The sequence below is a fragment of the Streptomyces sp. NPDC086519 genome (assembly GCF_040686075.1).
Taxonomy (GTDB): domain Bacteria; phylum Actinomycetota; class Actinomycetes; order Streptomycetales; family Streptomycetaceae; genus Streptomyces; species Streptomyces shenzhenensis.
Map to the genome: position 1 here is coordinate 87,672 of NZ_JBFBJL010000008.1, position 17,440 is coordinate 105,111.

17 protein-coding genes, 1 tRNA gene and 1 pseudogene are annotated in these 17,440 nt (G+C 69.0%); 9 read left to right on the forward strand and 10 right to left on the reverse strand.

The genetic code is table 11. The features are described from left to right. Positions 1-165: 165 nt before the first annotated feature. Both AB0P24_RS10510 and AB0P24_RS10515 read right to left on the reverse strand, forming a co-directional pair. Positions 166-1,737: a hypothetical protein gene (locus AB0P24_RS10510; RefSeq protein ID WP_365792260.1), complete on the reverse strand. Its 1,572-nt coding sequence runs from the start codon at positions 1,735-1,737 to the stop codon at positions 166-168. A 215-nt stretch (positions 1,738-1,952) separates the two neighbouring features. Then, positions 1,953-2,990, reverse strand: a complete 1,038-nt coding sequence (locus tag AB0P24_RS10515) for an alpha/beta fold hydrolase (protein ID WP_365792262.1) — start codon at positions 2,988-2,990, stop codon at positions 1,953-1,955. On the opposite strand from AB0P24_RS10515, the gene AB0P24_RS10520 reads away from it, so the two are divergent. Next, a complete protein-coding gene (locus AB0P24_RS10520; protein WP_365792264.1) occupies positions 2,972-3,280 on the forward strand; it encodes a hypothetical protein in 309 nt (102 codons plus the stop codon). The genes AB0P24_RS10515 and AB0P24_RS10520 overlap by 19 nt on opposite strands. A 723-nt stretch (positions 3,281-4,003) precedes the next feature. Here AB0P24_RS10520 and AB0P24_RS10525 read toward each other — a convergent pair. After that, positions 4,004-5,569 carry a hypothetical protein gene (locus AB0P24_RS10525; RefSeq protein WP_365792266.1) on the reverse strand — a complete coding sequence of 522 codons (1,566 nt, stop codon included), beginning with the start codon at positions 5,567-5,569 and terminating at the stop codon, positions 4,004-4,006. A gap of 851 nt (positions 5,570-6,420) precedes the next feature. Between AB0P24_RS10525 and AB0P24_RS10530 the strand changes: the two genes are divergently transcribed. Next, on the forward strand, positions 6,421-6,642 hold the full coding sequence (locus tag AB0P24_RS10530) for a type II toxin-antitoxin system VapB family antitoxin (protein ID WP_365792268.1): 222 nt from the start codon (positions 6,421-6,423) through the stop codon (positions 6,640-6,642). Next, positions 6,639-7,049, forward strand: coding sequence for a PIN domain-containing protein (locus AB0P24_RS10535; RefSeq protein WP_365792270.1), 411 nt, complete (start codon positions 6,639-6,641; stop codon positions 7,047-7,049). Before AB0P24_RS10530 ends, AB0P24_RS10535 begins: the two co-directional genes overlap by 4 nt. 484 nt (positions 7,050-7,533) lie before the next feature. Here AB0P24_RS10535 and AB0P24_RS10540 read toward each other — a convergent pair whose 3' ends face one another. From AB0P24_RS10540 to AB0P24_RS10550, 3 genes are read right to left on the reverse strand one after another with little or no spacing between them, the layout of a single operon-like run. Beyond that, positions 7,534-8,952 carry a DHA2 family efflux MFS transporter permease subunit gene (locus AB0P24_RS10540; protein ID WP_365792272.1) on the reverse strand — a complete coding sequence of 473 codons (1,419 nt, stop codon included), beginning with the start codon at positions 8,950-8,952 and terminating at the stop codon, positions 7,534-7,536. 14 nt (positions 8,953-8,966) lie between these two features. Then, positions 8,967-9,791, reverse strand: coding sequence for an alpha/beta hydrolase (locus AB0P24_RS10545; protein ID WP_365792274.1), 825 nt, complete (start codon positions 9,789-9,791; stop codon positions 8,967-8,969). A gap of 58 nt (positions 9,792-9,849) precedes the next feature. Then, complete coding sequence (locus tag AB0P24_RS10550; RefSeq protein WP_365792276.1) at positions 9,850-10,308, reverse strand: cupin domain-containing protein; 459 nt, start codon at positions 10,306-10,308, stop codon at positions 9,850-9,852. 137 nt (positions 10,309-10,445) lie between these two features. Here AB0P24_RS10550 and AB0P24_RS10555 point away from each other — a divergent pair, with 137 nt between their 5' ends. Continuing rightward, on the forward strand, positions 10,446-11,060 hold the full coding sequence (locus AB0P24_RS10555) for a TetR/AcrR family transcriptional regulator (RefSeq protein WP_365792278.1): 615 nt from the start codon (positions 10,446-10,448) through the stop codon (positions 11,058-11,060). Positions 11,061-11,135: 75 nt separating this feature from the next. On the opposite strand, the gene AB0P24_RS10560 is transcribed toward AB0P24_RS10555, so the two are convergent. Then, positions 11,136-11,206 (reverse strand) — tRNA-Gly (locus AB0P24_RS10560). Positions 11,207-11,500: 294 nt separating this feature from the next. Here AB0P24_RS10560 and AB0P24_RS10565 point away from each other — a divergent pair. The 3 genes from AB0P24_RS10565 (at position 11,501) to AB0P24_RS10575 (ending at position 12,842) form a co-directional block, all read left to right on the forward strand. Next, positions 11,501-11,662: a hypothetical protein gene (locus AB0P24_RS10565; RefSeq protein WP_177233016.1), complete on the forward strand. Its 162-nt coding sequence runs from the start codon at positions 11,501-11,503 to the stop codon at positions 11,660-11,662. Positions 11,663-11,749: 87 nt separating this feature from the next. Continuing rightward, positions 11,750-12,325, forward strand: coding sequence for a dCTP deaminase (gene dcd, locus AB0P24_RS10570; protein ID WP_181803915.1), 576 nt, complete (start codon positions 11,750-11,752; stop codon positions 12,323-12,325). A 10-nt stretch (positions 12,326-12,335) separates the two neighbouring features. Further along, on the forward strand, positions 12,336-12,842 hold the full coding sequence (locus AB0P24_RS10575) for a phosphoribosyltransferase (protein ID WP_365792281.1): 507 nt from the start codon (positions 12,336-12,338) through the stop codon (positions 12,840-12,842). Between the two features lie 142 nt (positions 12,843-12,984). Here the strand turns inward: AB0P24_RS10575 and AB0P24_RS10580 are convergent, their stop codons facing one another. Further along, positions 12,985-13,959 (reverse strand): Yip1 family protein, encoded by a 975-nt coding sequence (locus AB0P24_RS10580; RefSeq protein ID WP_365792283.1) that lies wholly within the window; start codon positions 13,957-13,959, stop codon positions 12,985-12,987. Positions 13,960-14,217: 258 nt separating this feature from the next. Further along, a complete protein-coding gene (locus tag AB0P24_RS10585; protein ID WP_365792285.1) occupies positions 14,218-15,729 on the reverse strand; it encodes an FG-GAP and VCBS repeat-containing protein in 1,512 nt (503 codons plus the stop codon). A gap of 34 nt (positions 15,730-15,763) precedes the next feature. On the opposite strand from AB0P24_RS10585, the pseudogene AB0P24_RS10590 reads away from it, so the two are divergent. Further along, positions 15,764-15,895, forward strand: a pseudogene (locus tag AB0P24_RS10590) (antibiotic biosynthesis monooxygenase); the annotation flags it as partial. Positions 15,896-16,070: 175 nt separating this feature from the next. Then, a complete protein-coding gene (locus tag AB0P24_RS10595; protein ID WP_365792287.1) occupies positions 16,071-16,688 on the forward strand; it encodes a hypothetical protein in 618 nt (205 codons plus the stop codon). 98 nt (positions 16,689-16,786) lie between these two features. Here the strand turns inward: AB0P24_RS10595 and AB0P24_RS10600 are convergent, their stop codons facing one another. Next, positions 16,787-17,335, reverse strand: coding sequence for a hypothetical protein (locus AB0P24_RS10600; protein ID WP_365792289.1), 549 nt, complete (start codon positions 17,333-17,335; stop codon positions 16,787-16,789). Between the last annotated feature and the right edge of the window lie 105 nt (positions 17,336-17,440).

The window sequence follows — 17,440 nt, forward strand, 5'->3', positions numbered from 1 at the left end:
CACCCTGGCCCACGGCCGGCTCGCCGTTTCCGGAGCACCCCGCAGGACCTCTGCCGGCGAGACGGCCTTGCACGAGCACACGAAGCAGCGGCGGACCCTGTCAGTCGGGCGCGGCCCGGAGGCAGGGCTCCTCCGGGCTGTCGGAATATCGAGGGAGCAAAACCCTCAGCCGATGGCGTACGCCCGGTACACCGTCTCCACCGAGCGGTCCCCGGCGGAGTCCGTCACCTCCGAGCGCAGGGCGACCGCGCCGAAGGCCGGGTTGTGGACGGACGCCTGCCAGGCCGACCCGGAGTGCTTGACGGTCGCCGCCTGCCAGGTCTTGCCGCCGTCGGCGGACGACCAGACCCGGACGGACTTGGCAGTCACCTTGGTGAGCTTGGTGTCGGGGCCCTGGGAGGCACGCCCGGCGCTCACGCCGACCGTCGTGGTGCTGCTCGGCGCGGCCTGGTTGTGGCTGTTCAGACCGGTGGGCAGGAAGCGGGTCAGGAAGACCGGTGCGACGATCGCCTTGGCCGGGTCGGCCACCTTGAAGTGCCAGTCGAGGGTCGCCCGCGGCGAGAGCATGCCGGCCGGGAAGGTGATGCCCGGGCGGTAACGAAGGGCGTCGACGGTCAGGCGGTACCAGCCGGCCGAGCGGACAGGGGCGGCGAACTCGGCGGGCCCGGTGCGCCAGTCGGTGAGAGTCTGCTTCTTGACGGTGGTGCTGCCCTTGGACAGGACCACCGTCTCCTTCGTTATGTCGCCCCAGGTGCCGCCGATGTCGAGGTCGCCGATCATGGCGTCCGGGGAGAAGGTGACCGACTTCTGCCCGAGCAGCGGCAGATTGTGCATGGGGCCCCACGCGGCCCGGCCGAAGGACTGGGTGAGGCTCTGCCCCGCCTTCACAGTCCTGGGGTTCGGAAAGCCGCCGCTGACGTCGTCGCCGTTGCTGCCGAAGATGTCGTCGCGCGGCTGCCAGGTCCCGGGAGTCACATGGACGGTCGCGCTGTACGGCGCGTTGTCGTCGCGCACCTGCGCCATCAGGTCGGTCGTGCAGTCATCGGTCTTCGGCGCCACCTGGAGCGCGGTGTCGACCTGAGTGCCCATCTGCGTCCCGGCGCGCACCGAGAAGCGCATCGTCGCGAGCCCCGACCGCTTGAACGACCCGCCGGGCGCCGCCGGGATGCCCGTGGTCTTCTTCACGGCGACATAGCTGTCCTTGCCGGACCACTGCGCGAGATACCCGAACTGCAGCAGCTTGGAGGAGTTCGGGATGGCGTAGAGGGCGCCCTCGTCGTTCCAGCCGCCCGCACTGAAGGCAGAGGGCATGTCCATGTCGGCGGCGCACACCTGCGCGCTGATCCGCGGCGGGTCGGTCACGTCGGCGGGCGTGTCGAGCGACACCTTGACGGCCTTGCCCTTGCGCGCGTCGAGCGTCACCGACTTGCTGCCCGACACCGTCACGACCTGCGCGCCGATGGTGTCGGTGCCCAGTCCGTCGGTGGCGCTCTCGTATATGTCGGTCATCGCGAGGTAGCGCCCCGCCGGCAGGCTGATCCGCTTCCCCGACTTGACGCTGTACGTCTGGCCGGACGGCACGGCGACGACCGTGACCGTCGTCGAGACCTTGGCTCCGTGCCGCCCCAGCGTGGTGACCGTCAGCGAGCCCGACGCCGCCTGCGCGGAGACGGCGGAGGCGGCCAGCGGTACCAGCGCGGCAACACCGACGAAAGCGAGCGATCTCCGTCGTGTCACTTGCAACTCCCCCTCAAATCAAAGAAGTCCGCCAAGCATAGGCACTCCACAGACACGACCGATCAAGCGAGGAGCCGCTCCGCCGCCGTCGACACGGCCCAGGCAATGGCGGGGTCAAGCATCGGCCGTGCGATGCCCTTCCGTTGATCAAATTCTTCCTCGCCGTGAAGGTCGCCGGTGTCCACGGCGTCCCCGTCAGCGCGACCGCTGGAGGGCTACCTCGGCTGACCGGCCCTGAGGGTGCCGTCGAGCCAGTCGTAGATGCGGGCCTGGGCCAGGCGCACGGCACCGGGGTGGCGGTGTGCTCCGGCGCCTTCCTCGGTGCTGAAGACCATGAGGGTCCTGGGGCAGGTCAGATGCTCGAAGAGCTGTTCGGGCTGGCCCGTGAAGAACATGTCCTCCACGGCGTCGCAGACCAGGGTGGGGCACCGGATCTGTTCGGAGATGCCGCCGGCAACGGTGTAGTCGAGGTAGGAAGCGTTGAAGGCGCGGGGGGTGTCGACGCCCATGACGTACATGCCGTGGTTGATGGCCCGGCGCGAGACCGGATCCTTGGCCATGAGCTGTTCGAGGGCCGCGTCGAGTTCGGGGGCGGACGCGGCGCGCAAGAGCCGTTCGGCCTCCTGGCGGGTGCCGGGGATGTTGCGGACCGAGACCTGGCCGAGGTCGTAGAGGCCGTCGACGGCTATCAGCGCGGCGAGGCGGTGCTCGAAGGCGGCGGCCCTGGGAGCGAGGACGCCGCCCATGCTGAGGCCCAGCAGCGCCATGCGGTCGTTGTCGATCTCGGGGACGGTCTCCGCGAAGTCGACGACGGGTGAGACGACGTTCTCCCAGTCGGGGCGGAAGACCGGGCCCTCGCGGTGGCGGGGCCCTGGCATGCCGGAGCCGTCGAAGACCAGCACGTTGTAGCCGCGTTCGACGCCGGCCGTCGCGCCGAAGAAGTGCATCTCCTCCGCGGTGCCGTCGAAGCCGTTGTGCATGATCAGGGTCGGGCGGGGCGTCCCGGAGTCGTCGACGCGGTACAGGTAGCCCGGCAGGGTGGTGTTCTCGCAGGGGATCTCGACGGTCTCGATGGGCGGGGTGGTGTAGAGGGCCGCAGCGGCCTTGAAGCACTCCACGGAACGGGCGTAGGCGTGGTCGTGGCGCGGGCCGCAGGGGTGGCCGTGCAGGAAGAACTCCGCCGACCGGTAGTGGTTCGACGCCCGCAGGAATCCGTGCCTGGGCCGAAGCCGGCGTGGCGAGCATCCGCACACCGGAGGGCCTGCTCCTCATCCGCGCCGTCGCCCTGTCCACGTCCGGCAGCGCCACCGCGCAGGGCGAGCGCGCACAGCAGTTCCAGCGCCGGATCGCCTCCATCGAGAAGATCCGAGACCGGGCGACGGCCCGCGGCGAGAACCCCCGCCCCTGGAACAGATCCTCGACCAACTCATCGCACCGCTCTACCTACGCGCGATCTTCGGCATCGCCCCACCCCCCCACGGGTCACCCAGAACTCCTGGTCTCCCGCCTCCTCAACGCCACACCCCCACCGAACACACCCTGAACCCGGCGCACCCGACCACCCGGCACGTACCGCTTCCCTCTCTCGCCGACCGCCACCACTCCCGTTGGCCAAGCACGAAGCCATTGCCCTCCGCGGGTTGGCTGCACTTGCGGTATGCCCGGCCGTCACAACGTCGGCGTGTCTGCAAAACGCAGCAAATGGCGATGGGATGCGGTCGGACGGAACGGGCAAGAGGGAGACTTGCCGTCGTGGGGAGGCAGGGCGTATGGCGGTTTCCTTCGGCCTGGTCAAGACGACTCTGACCGACGGCACGGTTGCCGATGCCTGGCCGAGCTGATCGGTCGGCCACGCCTGTTGCGCACACAACAAGGACCGCCGGCCCCGACAGCCGTCAGCGGGCTGATGATGCGCTAGTGGTGCGGCACCAGCCCACGGGCCTGGACAACAAAGAACCCCCCGGGTCCACGCTTCCGTTCCAGCGGTCGTTGCAACACCCCAATAGGGGCACGCTACGGGCACGCCGTCGGCTCAGAGGTGCGGGGCACTCCCCCGAGCGGCTGACAGGCGGGCGGCCTCCGGAAGCCTGAGCTGGCGGAAAGGGCTCCAGCGCCACCGCCGGGGGGACCAGCAGAGCCTCCCGGCGCTGGTGCCCTTGTTCCGAGTCGCCGAGCAGCGGCAGCACCGCGGCGGCAGTGGGCCGGCCGGCCTCGCCGCGGTGCTGGATCCCGCAGTTGTTCCTCGGGCTTCGGCCCGAGGAAGAACTCAGTGCACGTGGACGTACGTCTCCGGGCCGCTGGAGTCGATGTGGTGGCTGTCGGAGGTGAACCACACGACAGTCCAGGTGCCACCGTGAGTTGCCTTGCCGCTCAGGTGGTAGGTGCCCTTGGTGTCGGTCTTCACGCGGGTGACGTAGTGCCACGTCTTGCTCCCCGCGGCCCGGAACTCCAGGTAGGCGTAGGTATGGGAGATGCCGGACCAGGCGCCGGACGAACTGCGCTGCTGAAGATGGCCGCCGAACGTTACGTACGTGTTCTTGCGCACCGTGGTATGGCTGGGTTTGCCGCCGGTGACGCGGGTGGGGGTGCGGTAGATCTTGACCGCCGCGCTGTAGGAGGGCGAGTAGTCCGGGGTGCCCGGGAAGTATGCCCGCCAGTAGCCGTTCGCCTGGCCGTCGTAGGTCGCGTAGGTCATGAACTCATCGCCGGCGAGACCCGATCGGCCGATCCGGGTGCTGCCGACGGTGTGCCACGTCTTGCCGTTGGACGAGTACTGGATCGTCATGGAGTGCGTACCGCTCGCGAACTCCGCCCCGTGCAGGTCCAGATGGCCGTCGATCACCGCCTCGCCGTACTCGTCCTCGCTGACGTGGAACGGAGTGACGCGGCTGGGTGACGGAACGTGCACATATACCGGTGTCGCGTCACTGTCGGCGGTCAGGAGGAAGGGATCATAGTCCCAGTAGTTGTTGAAATAGTACGCACCGGCGGTGCCGGTGCTGACGGCGAAGGTGCCGGTGGCGGCGGTCTTGACCGTGGCGGAGAAGGACGCCGGGCCCATGGTGTAGATCTTCTGGTCCGGCGTGCCCACCCAGGTGGACCCGACCTTCCGTTCGAGCACCCCGGTGATCGTGGTGCGGCCGCCTTTGGGAACGTCGACGTCGGTCTTGCTCAGGATGCGGATCCGGGTGGTCTCCGCCGTCGCCGGCACGGTGAGCGTGGTCTGATCGCCGGTGTCGAGGAAATACGGGTATCCCGCGATGGCGGTGCCGTCGGCACCGGCCGTCCGGTAGGTGACACGATCTTTCACCGTGACCGCTGCGGCTACCCGCCCGTCCGCCCGCGCGGTGGCGACCGCGACCGTTTCCGACGGGACCCCGGCCTCCGGGTCGGCAAGGGCAACCGACACACCGGCCGGGTCGAGTACCGCGCCGGTGCTGGGGTCGGTGACGGTGATCGGGGCGGAGACGGTGTACGAGCGGTGCTCGTAGTCCACGGAACTCCGGTCGGACGCCAGCTTCCCGACGGACACCTGCGCCGCGTAGGTGAACTCGCCGGCGTCGGGGAAGTGCTCGACGTTTCCCGAGCTGTCCGTCACGTCCACGGAGACGTCGTAGACGCCCATGGCGGGAAGGGCGGGCCGGTCGGCCGAGACTTGACCGCCGTAGTAGGGATTGGGCACGAAGTCCGACGTCGTGGCGGCGTCGGGCGCGTCCGCGGGCGCCCCGTGCGGCCGGTAGCGGGCAGTGATGCCCGTGACCGTCGCGGTGGCGCTGTAGACGGACAGTGAGAGTTTCCAGTGGTCTGACCAGGAGTTGCCGACTCCGTACACCTCGAACTGGTGCGGGTCCGGGCTGCTCTCGGTCGGGGCGGACGTCGCGGTCCCGGACGGGACCGGGCCGGCGGTGTCGGTCGGTGTGGCGGCCGCGGGGCTCGTTGGTGTGTCCGCTGGCCCCGGGCTCGCAGCGACGGACGGGCTCGCGGTGGCACCCGACTCCGACTCGTGCGGCACAGATGTCGCGGAGTCGGCGGCGGTTGCCGGAAGGGCCAGTACGGCTGTCAGCAGTGCACCGGCTGTCAGAGCAGGCAGAACAACGCGAAGTCTCACTCGATGAATCCCCCCAAAGAAACCAAATGCCCCGCCACCCACGCCATTTCAGCGCCGCTCGCAGAGCGCTGCGGGTCGGCCAATCCTAGAGCCGACCTCCGACGCGACCGCGCACAGGGCCCGGACGAAAAGTCCGGGACTCCTCCGGCCGCCCCCCGGTCTCGGGCTTCGACCGGGGTGACGAGGGCCACGCCGCAGGATTACCCGGCATGCGGCCCGTCGCCGGCGAGGAGAAGTTCGTCGAGGCGTTCACGGCAGTCTGTACCGACGACGGCGAGTCCTGCCGACTCGCGTGCCCACGCACCGTCGTCGGGGACTGTCCATCGGCTTCGACCCGCTCCGGCGCCACGCGCAAGGACACCATGGTCCGGGCCGGGCTGTCCATGGACGGCAAAAAGGCCCGGGTCTGTGACCTGGGCCTTCTTCATGGAGCGGGTGACGAGAATCGAACTCGCGCTCTCAGCTTGGGAAGCGACGGCGCCTGCGCGACCGGACGGCCGCTGAACTGCACTAATCGTCGATGTTGGTGACAGATTCTTCTATGTACATCCCCAGCATTGCGCGGGAGGTGCCACATGTCCGTGACCCAGATCGACATCGATGACGACGCCCCGGAACGGGCCATGGCTCTGGCCAAGGTCAGGACCAAGAAGGAGGCGGTCAATCTCGCTCTGCACTTCTACGCCGAGCAGCAGGAGCGTGCGGCGCGCATCAGTCGTCACTTCGAGCGTGCGCGTGAGTGGGGCGCCGTCGAGGACGCCGAGCCTCCGCACCGGGCGGAGAAGCACAGCCGGTGATCTACTTGCTCGGCACGTCCGGCCTGGTCCGGCTGCTCCGGGATCCAAAACTGCAAGCAGCCTGGTACGTCGCGATCGACGCCGGGGCCATCGCATCCTGCTACGTGCAACGCACCGAGTTCCTCCACGGTGCCCGGAACGGACGCGAGTACGACGAGATCACGGAGATGTTCACCGATCTTTACCCCGACGTGTCGGTGCCAAAGAACGCGGGGCGCTGGATCGGCGCGGTGCAACAGCGTATGGCTCAGGCCAGGGGGCATCGCAGTGCCTCGGCGGTGGATCTCGTCATCGCCGCCACCGCGGCCCACCACGGTCTGGCCGTCCTGCACGACGACGCCGACTACCGCACTGTCGCCCGGCATGCATCCGACTTGACCGAGCACAACATCCACGACATCGCCTGAGGAGCATTGTCACCCGACAGGTTCTGGACGGGCACGTTCTGCGAACACGCCGCTTTGGTTCGGCGGCGTGCTGACCTGGGCCGTGATGCCAGCGGCACGCCGGAGGTGATGGACGAGCCACCCTCGGGATCGGGCTCCAGGCGAACCAGTCGAGAACTTCGGCGCCCAGTTCCCAGGGACGTTCAGCAACGCTGTTTCCGTCGCCTCCGGGTCTGGGGCGACCGCGTCCGGTGCCGGGCCGATGATGGCTGCGCGAGGAGTCGGCAGAACTGGAGGTCCGTGGATCGCGTTGACGTTTGGCAAGAGCACGCTAGAGCCCTCGTATGACGGCCGGTAGGGCCGGATCGTCGCTCGCAGCAGGTTGCGCGGGCCACATGTCGACACCAGCGACCCAGGCGATCAACGTTCCGGTGAGAATCCGGCACGCGGCAACTGTGTCGAACGTGCACTTGCAGCTCGCGAAGGGCGGTGAGACCGGTGACGGTCACCCGGGGGTGTCCGCCTTGGCGCGCGGCGGGTTGGGTTTGAGCTGGGCGGCGACACGTTCTGCGGTGGCGGCGGCCCAGCGGCCGGAGGTGACGGTGCCCAGTACCAGGATGGCCGCCCCGCACCCGGCGATGATCCACCAGGCCGTAGGCCACGCGCCGGATGCGACCGCGGCGCCGATCACCGCGATGCCGAGCGAGGATCCGACCTGACGGCTGGTCGCGGCGACTGCGGCGGCGACGCCGGCCTGGGCGCGCGGCATACCGGACACCGCCGTGTAGGTGATCGGTGCGTTGACGAAGCCGAAGCCGAGACCGAACAGTCCGTATATGACGTACAGCAGGATGTCCGAGGGATGGGCGGAGCGGGTGACGGCGACGGCCAGTACACCGCTGGCGCCGATACCGGCCCCCGCGAGGACAAGGGGGATCCGCGGGCCGCGGCTGCCCACGATCCGCCCGGACAGCGGCGGGCACACCAGGGACAGTATCGCCATCGGCAGCAGGTGCAGCCCGGTGCCCAGGGCGCTCAGTCCCACCACCCGTTGCAGGTAGAGGGTATTGGCGAACAGGAAGCCACCGAGCGCGCCGAAGGCGAGGACCGCTGTCGCGGTGGCCCCGCTGAAAGGCGCGCTGCGGAAGAGCCGCGGGTCGATCAGCGGTTCGGCGCGCCGGTTCTCGTACGGGATCAAGACGGCCAGCGCGCCCGCTGCCATGATCAGGCAGGCCACGATCGGAGCGGTCCAGCCCTCTCCGGGCGCCTCGATGATGGCGTACGTCAGTGCGCCGAGCAGGACGATCACCAGCAGCTGGCCCACGGGGTCGGCGCGTCGGGCCGTGTGCGCGCGGGACTCCGGAACGAACAGCGCGGTGAGCGTCAGCGCGGCCAGCCCGACCGGCACGTTCAGCCAGAACACCGACCGCCATCCGGCCCACTCCACCAGTACCCCGCCGAGGACCGGCCCGGCCGCCATGCTCAGGCCGACCACCCCGCCCCAGACGCCGATGGCCCGCGCCCGCTCCCGTGGTGCGGTGAAGGTGTTGGCGAGGATGGCCATGGCGACGGGGGTGAGCATGCTGCCGCCCACCGCCTGCACCATACGGAAGACGACGAGCCATCCCGTCGTGGGCGCCAGACTGCACAGGGCCGACCCGCCGGTGAACAGCACGAGACCGAACTGGAAGACGCGCCGCCGTCCGACGCGGTCGGCGGTGGCGCCGGCCAGGGTCAGCAGCGAGGCCAGGACGATGGTGTACGCGTCGAGCGTCCACTGCAGGCCGGAGACGGACGCGTCCAGGGACCGCTGCATCGAGGGAAGTGCGACGTTGAGGACGGTGACGTCGAGACTGACCAGCAGCACGCTCAGGCAGCAGACGGCGAGGACGGGGGCGCGACGCCCCCGTACGGGATCGGACACGTGGGCTCCCGCGCTCAGCTGGTGGACCGATGGGTTGCGTGTGCTTCGGCGAAGTCCCAGACCAGAGGGAGGAGTTGCCCGGGAGTCTCGATCTGGGGCATGTGACCGGTGCGAGGGAGGAGCTCGAACCGGGCGCCGGGGATGGCGGCGGCGTACGCGCGTCCGTACGCGGTGTCGACGACCTGGTCGCTCTCGCCCCACGCGACGAGGACCGGGAGAGTGACCTTGGCCAGGCGCTCGCGCAGGGTGGGATCGGCCATGGTGTGCGGGCCCGAGTAGACCTGCAGCGCGGCCATGTTGGCGGCCGCGACCGCGCGCTGTTCGTCGGAGAACGTGCTGGGGTCGATGCGGAACTTCTCGACGTCGTGGAAAGAGAGAGCGGACAGCTCGGCGGGTGTCAGGGCGAAGGGGTCGGCGACCGGGTGGCCTGGGACATGGATGCCGGCGGCGTTGACGAGGACGACGCTGCTGATCCGGTCACTGCCGAGCAGGGCTGTTTCGGCGGCGATCCAGCCGCCTATGGAATTGCCGACGACGGTGACGTCCTCCAGGCCGAGGTCTTCCAGCAGTCGTACGTAGACCTGGGCGAGGGTGGGCACGTCGGTCAGCCAGTCGGGCCGGGCGGTCCCGCCGAAGCCGGGGTGGACGGGGGTGATGACCCGCGCCGGCCATTGCTCGGCGAGGAGCCCGGCGAACCCGGCGACGGTCTGCGGACCGCCGCCGCCGTGCAGGAGCAGGAAGGGGTGACCCTTGCCCCGCTCATCGTCGGTGAAGCTCAGGTCGACGTCGACGTCGCCGGAGTCGAGGGTGAGGGTGACAGTGCGGGCGGTGCCGGTCATGGAAGTCTCCAAGTCGATTGTCGGAGGCGGGGGTTGGCGAGGACTGCTGACGCCGCCGTCACGCGTAGTCGGTCGCCGCCACGGTGGCGTAACGGCCCATCACCTGAACGGTCGCCTGCGGGGTCAGCTCCCGGCCGCCGGCGATCATGTCCCGCAGGTCGCGGAAGTACTGCACGTACAGGTCGGGCGTGAAGGTGTTGAGCATCACCGCCGGTTCGTCGCCGAGGTTGGCGAAGGTGTGCGGGGCCCCGGGCGGGATCATCGCGAGGGTGCCGGCCGGTGCGACATGTGTCGTCTCCCCGACGGTGAAGTGCACGGTGCCGGAGACCACGTAGAAGCCCTCGTCGTGCTGGGCGTGACGGTGCTGCGGGGGCCCTTCGGTATGCGGGGCGAGGGTGATCTCGGCCATGCCGAGACGGTGCCCGGTGGTGCTGCCGTCCTCGAGGATGCGGATCTGTGCCGGTCCCAGATGGATCGTCTCGCCGTCGTCCGGACCTACCACGGAAACCTTGGTCATCATCATCTCCTTCGTGAGAGTTGACTCTCGCGAAGAAAGTTAGAGGGTTCGGCGTCATCATGCAAGTGAACTCTTACGACGAGAGCGGCCAGTGATAAGGTGACGGCGGATGGACGGACAGGAAAGGGGACGTACTGGTGGCAACGACGCAGGCGGAGACCGGCCGCACCAATCAGAAGAAGCGCACCCGTACAGCGATCGTCGAAGCCGCCTGCGAACTCATCGGCACGGGCGGCGAGGTGACCATGCCCGCCATCGCGCGCGCGGCCCTGGTCTCCGAGGCCACCGCATACCGCTACTTCCCCGACCTTCCCTCGCTGATCAGCGAGGCCCTGGCCGGCGCCTGGCCGCCCCCCGCCGAGGCGCTCGCACCGGTCGCTGACTCCACCGACCCCGTCGAACGGGTCGCCTTCGCCTGCGAGTTCCTGTTGCGCGGCATACTCGTCCGGCAGGGAGCGGTGCGCGCCATGATCGCGGCCACCATCACCCGCCCGGAGACGGCGACCGCCAGGCCCGGGGTCCGCTTCGGGTTGATCGACTTCGCGCTCCTCCCCCTGGAGGACACACTCGGGGTCACGGATCCAGAAGCCCTCGCCCAGCTCAAGCGGGATCTCGCCGTGGTCGTCGGCGCAGAAGCCCTCTTCTCCCTCACAGACCTGTGCGGCCTCGCCCCCGACGACGCCATAGCCAGCGCGGTGCGCACGGCGACCGCTCTGACCGAAGCCGCACTGCGGACGACTGTGCAAGGGTGAGCCGAACGCGGAGGTCGCTGAAGAGTTTCCGATAAAGCACAAGCCCCAGGCCACTGACCTGGGGCTTCGCTACGGAGCGGGTGACGAGAATCGAACTCGCGCTCTCAGCTTGGGAAGCTGATGTTCTACCATTAAACTACACCCGCGCAAGACGCCGAACGAGTCGGTGTCCGAACGCTCGCTCACTGTACCTCATGACGGACCCCCGGTGCTCGGACCGTGGGGTTCGCCTGCGTTTCGGGGGTGGGTCGGGGGTGAGTCGGGAGCCGGATCCGGGTGCGGGCGGCCTGAGTTGGGGCGTACGGTGGAGGTGTGGGAGAGGGTCCTGGCGGGGTCGGAGTGCCGCCTGGAGAGCCGTCCCTTTGATCCCGTAATGTGGCTTTCCGTCGTCACGGCAGTAAGCCCGCCGCGGCTCCTGGGGAAGGGACTTAAGGGACTTGATGGAACGCACCGTCGTCCGCTGTGCCGAAGGGCACGTGTTCAGCACCGCTTCGTTCCCGATGCAGCAGGCCGAACGGCTCGGCCCCGGCCGGCTCGTGCGGTGTCCCAAGTGCGCCCGGCTGCGCAGCGTCGTGCCGGTCGCTCTTGAGAAGCAGCAGTAGAGAACAGCAGTAGAGAACAGCAGTAGCGGGGGCGCGCGGACTCGTCACGGTTTTCGTGGGTCCGCGCGCCTTGCGTATCCTCGGGGCGTGCTTCTCTCAGACAAGGACATCCGGGCCGAGATCGACGCCGGGCGGGTACGGATCGATCCCTACGACGAATCCATGGTGCAGCCGTCGAGCATCGACGTCCGGCTGGACCGTTTCTTCCGGGTGTTCGAGAACCACCGGTACCCACACATCGACCCCTCCGTCGAGCAACCGGACCTCACCCGGCTCGTGGAGCCCGAGGGCGACGAGCCCTTCATCCTCCACCCCGGTGAGTTCGTCCTCGCCTCGACCTACGAGGTCATCACGCTGCCGGACGATCTCGCCTCGCGGTTGGAGGGGAAGTCCTCGCTGGGGCGGCTCGGGCTGGTCACGCACTCCACCGCCGGGTTCATCGATCCCGGGTTCAGCGGGCACGTGACCCTTGAGCTGTCGAATCTCGCGACCCTCCCCATCAAGCTGTGGCCGGGCATGAAGATCGGGCAGCTCTGCATGTTCCGGCTCTCCTCCCCCGCCGAGCACCCCTACGGCAGTGAGCGCTACGGCTCCCGCTACCAGGGGCAGCGCGGGCCCACCGCCTCCCGCTCCTACCTCAATTTCCATCGGACCCAGGTGTGAGGGAGCGGGCATGAGCGGCGGCAGCGACGTCCGGGAGAATCTCAGCTACGAGCAGTTCGGCGTCGCCGTCCGCGAGCTCGCCCAGAGCATCGCCGACGACGGGTACGAGCCGGACATAGTGCTCTCCATCGCCCGCGGCGGGGTGTTCGTCGCCGGCGGGCTGGCCTATGCCCTCGACTGCAAGAACGTGCACCTGGTCAACGTGGCCTTCTACACCGGGGTGGGGACCACGCTCGAGATGCCGGTGATGCTCGCGCCCGTCCCCAACGTCATCGACTTCAGCGACAAGAAGGTCCTCATCACGGACGACGTCGCCGACACCGGCAAGACGCTGAAGCTCGTGCGTGACTTCTGCCTCGATCACGTGGCCGAGGTCCGGTCCGCCGTGATCTATGAGAAGTCCCAGTCGCTCGTGAAGTGCGAGTACGTGTGGAAACGGACGGACGACTGGATCAACTTCCCGTGGAGCGTCCTACCGCCTGTGACGAAGAGGGCCGGGCAGGTTCTCGACGCCTGAGACGGCTGACGGGCGTCGGCGGATACGGATCGGATACGGGTCGGATACGGGTCGGAGAGGGATACGTATACGGATATGGATACGGCGGATACGTGAGAAGGGCCCCGGCAGCAGCCGGGGCCCTTCTCGTGTGCGTCCGGCGTCAGAACGTGCCCAGTTTCACGATCGACAGCAGGGCGATCAGCTGGATCGCCGAGGCGCCGAGGGCCTTCGGCCACGGCAGGTCGTGGGACCTGCTGACCATCAGGGTGAGGAGGGCGCCCGCCGCGACCCAGGTGGCCCAGCCGAGGAGTTGGACGAAGCCCGCGTTGCCGCCGAAGAACATGGCGAACAGGAGGCGGGGGGCGTCGGTGATCGACATGATCAGCATGGAGAGGCCGACCGTCGGCTGCCAGGCGCCGTCGCCGCCGAGCTGGCGGGCCAGGGTGTGGGTCACCACGCCCAGGACGAAGGAGGAGAGCACCATCGCGACCGCCGTCACGAGGACGATCGGGACCGCGTTGGTGAGGGTCGCGTTGATCGCGTCCGCGCGGGCGCCGTCGAAGCCGAAGACGGCGAGCAGGCCGTAGAGGAAGGTCACGACGAGGGCGGGGCCCCACATCGCGTAGTCCCGCATCTGGAGGAACGTCTGGTTCGGGGCGAGGACGATCCCCTTCAGCAGGTCCTTCCAGTGCAGGCGCGGGCCGATCGGGCCGGACGGTGCCGCGGAGCCGGCGTGGTAGGTCGCGCCCCGCGTGTAGCCGTCGGCCTCGTCGACCGAGAAGGCCTGGGTGTGGCCCGGGTTGTTCGCCGCGTACGGGTCGGGGGTGCCGGCGCCCGGTCCGGCGCCGTGTCCGCCGTAACCGTTGGCGTTGCCGTTGCCTCTGCCGCTGTCGTCGCCGAAGTACTCGGGGCCGTCGCCGCCGCCCTGCCCCGGGTGGCCGCCACGCGCCTGCGGCCAGCCGGGGCCGCTCCCGTGCCGCGGGTACGGCTGCGGGGCCGACGGGTATCCGTACGACGGCCCCGGCTGCCCCCCGTAGCTCTGGGGCGGCGCCTGCTGCCCGTACGCGGGTTGTTGCGGTCGCGTGTGCGGGGCACGGTCGTCCCGGCCGCCGCGTCCGATCCTGAATCCAGCCACGTCATCGAACGTACCTGGTCCGTGGCGGCCGCGTGCGGGCTCGGACGGCGGAGGCCGCCATTGCGGCAGAGCTGTGACATCCCCTAAGGGACCCCCGAGGGCCTCCCAAGGGCCCCCTGAGGGGCCGGCCCGGATCCGCCCGGAGGCATGCCGCGGCCCAGGTCAACCGGTCACCCGGTCAGCCGGTCAGCCCGGTGCCGGACGCGCCTCGTCGTGTGCGGTGGCGGCGGGGCGGAAGGGGGCCTTCCGCCCCGTGGGTCAGTCGCCGAAGACCGCGCCGAGCTGCGGCTGGCCGGTCGTGGACACGCCCAGCTTGCTCGCGGGGAGGGCCCGGGAGCCGGTCGTGGTGATCTTCGAGCCGTTGGACGGCAGGTAGGTGACCGCGCCGTCGCCACCGTTCTCGTACGAGCCGACGACCAGGTCGGCCTTGCCGTCGCCGGTGACGTCGTCGAGCTTGACGTCGGCTCCGAAGAGGTCGTTCTTCTCGTCGTCGCCGGGGACGCCGGCCGTGCTCTGCGCGAAGGACTGGGCGCCGGAGGCGAGGTCGATCCCGGTCTTCGAGCCGTAGAGGACGGTCACCTGGCCGGTGTCGGCGTTGCTGCCGATGTCCTCGTACGGGGCGGAGACGACCAGGTCGGCGCAGCCGTCGCCGTTGATGTCACCGAGGTCGATCTCCCAGCCGAAATTGTCGCCCTTCTCGGAGGTGCCGGGGACGCTGCCGCTGTTCTGGTTGAACATGGTGGCCTTGGCCGGGCCGGAGGCGCTGCCGTAGGTGATGGCCACCCTGCCCCCGTTGGCGGAGTCCGGGAAGACGGTGCCGCCGCTGCTGGCGTCCCAGGAGGCGCCGCTGACGATGTCGCCGTAGCCGTCGCCGTTGATGTCGCCGATGCCGGTGACGACGCCGCTCTTCAGCGTCTTGGCGCCGGTGAGGGTCACGCCCGTGGCGCTGCCCGGCAGCCAGTAGTTGGTGTTCCAGTGGTCGCTGGTCTTCGTCTCGTAGCCGTCGACGACGAGGTCGGTACGGCCGTCGCCGTTGACGTCGCCGGCGGTGAGCTTCATCGGGCCGTACGGGTAGGAGCCGGTGCCCGGCTGGATCGGCGGCTTGACGGTGTACCGGCCGCCGGGCGTACCGCTGCCGGAGAAGCCGCCCTTGAACACCCACAGGGTGGCGGCGGAACTGCCGACGGCGAGGTCCGCCTTGCCGTCGCCGTCGAAGTCACCGGCGGCGAGTTGCAGCCGCCAGTAGTCGTGGCTGCTCGGCGACGGGTCCTTGATGTCGACGCTCTTGCCGGTGAGGCCGTTCTTGGAGCCCCACAGGAGGGTGACGGTACCGCCGTCGGTGTCGGTGCCGACCTTCTCCCCCGGCGCGCCGACGGCAAGGTCGTCGTAACCGTCGGCGTTGAAGTCGGCGTACGCCAGGGCCTCGCCGAAGCTGTCGCCCGTCTCGGCGGTGCCGGGGACGCCGGTGCTGTTCTGGCTGAGGGTGGTGCGCTTGGCGGTGGTGACACCGGTGGCGGAACCGTAGAGGGCGATGACCTGGCCGGCGCCCTTGTGACCGCTGACGTAGGCGGTGGTGGCCGAGGTGGCGATGTCGCCGATGCCGTCACCGTTGAAGTCAGGAGACCCGCGCCAAGAAGTAAGGGTTGTAGGTGAGTTCCGTGAAGTCTCCGGGGCGGCTGTGACGCACGCCCGCTGCTTTCCGGCCGAGCCGTGCTCCGGGGGCGGCTGCGCGGGAGTGGAGATCGACCGGACGGCTCCCCGGTCGCTCACGCCCTCCTGATCACCCGTGCGGCAGGATGGGCCCATGAGCGTAGTCAAGATCAACGTACTCGAAGTACCAGCGGAACAGCGGGAGACGCTGGAGAAGCGGTTCGCGCATCGTGCCCATGCCGTCGAGAGCTCCGACGGGTTCGAGTGGTTCGAGCTGCTGCGGCCGCAACAGGTGCGTTGATGTACCACTAGCCGCGTTTTCCTGAGGTAGCCCGTCCGAGGGTTGATCAAAATGTCGGAAAGTGCTCCTGACCTGTAACGGCAGGACCGAAGTGGGCGTATTTCGTTGGTCTCGCAGCGTCACCGCCACGTAGGGTCACCGCGTCCCAGGGGGTGAGGCCGTGACCACGTACGGCACGATATTGATTCCCGTACCACTCGAACAGGCGACCCCCGTCCTACGCGAGGTCTGCCCGGCGGGCTACGCGACCCCCGCCGGGCCGAGATTCTGCCTCGTCCACCCGGACCGGTCCGTCGACGAAAACAACGTCTTCGCGCTCGCCGGGCCGATCAGCGCCGAACTGGGTGCTCCGGTACTGGCCGCCTTCCAGTACGACGGTGACCGGCTGGAGTTGGAGGTCTGGCGTGACGGGGTTCGCGCCCACCGCTACGACTCCTGGCCAGACCGGGACGATGAGGCCGCCAACAACGCACCCGTGGGCGCGAACCCCGCTGCGTTCCTGGACTTCGCCGCCGGGCCCGTGGACAGCCACCGCCTGGCCTCCGCGCTCGCGGACACCCCGATCGACGCGGAGGACAAGGACGTCGACGGCGACCCGGGGTACGTCTGGGCCCAGGCCCTGCACTGGGACGTGCTGCGCGCGCTCAGCCACCCGAACCAAGCTATCCGCCGCGCGCAGTGGGACTACTACCACATGCGCGGCGCGCCGCAGGCGCTCTCGGAGGCGCTGGACAGCACTGACCTCGTCGTCCTGGGCACAGCCGAGCGCCCGTTCTAAAGCCTCACCCACGCGCCGCAATAGGTGCGCTGACGTACCACTAAGACCCATGCAGGAGACGGGCCACGGAGTCGTCCTGGTCTACCTGACAGACATGCTCAGCAGCGCGACCAAGCTTCCCGGGGCAGGAAGTGGGGCAAGTCTTCCAGGGCCTCACGGGGGACGAACACCGGCCGGGTGAGGAGGTGATCGCCTGCGCGCTGCACATCCAGAACGACACCCAGCAAGTCCGACCCGGGGACACCGGCATCCAAGTAAGAAAGCTCCGCATACGGCTCTCGGGCTTCGGCACGGTCGAGCATCCACTGCTCCAGAACAGAGGGGACCCGGCCGACCAAGGCCACACCCTCTACCAAGGCCTGAGGCCCTCGCAGGGCATCGACCACGATGCCGGCCAGCCGTTCCTCTCGGTAGTAGAGCTTCAGACCGAACTCTCGGTACTCGCCCTCCTCCACGACGTCGACAGCCTCGTTCGCACGACAGCTGAGCCTGTGCCGCTGAGCCTCTCCTGCGACCCGACTCAGTACCCGTGATACCTCACCGGGAGCCATACCGAACCCCAGCGGCCCCACGCTCACAAACGGATCCAGAGTCCAACGCTGCCGTTCGTCATCAGCCAGCACATGCCACCACCTGAACATGGCCACGGAGGCTACGGCAGCGCCACGGAAACACGCTCACCGGCTGCAAGATGCGCTCGGACACAAGTCCTCGTCGCTCACGCTCTCCTGATCACCCTTGCGGCAGGATGG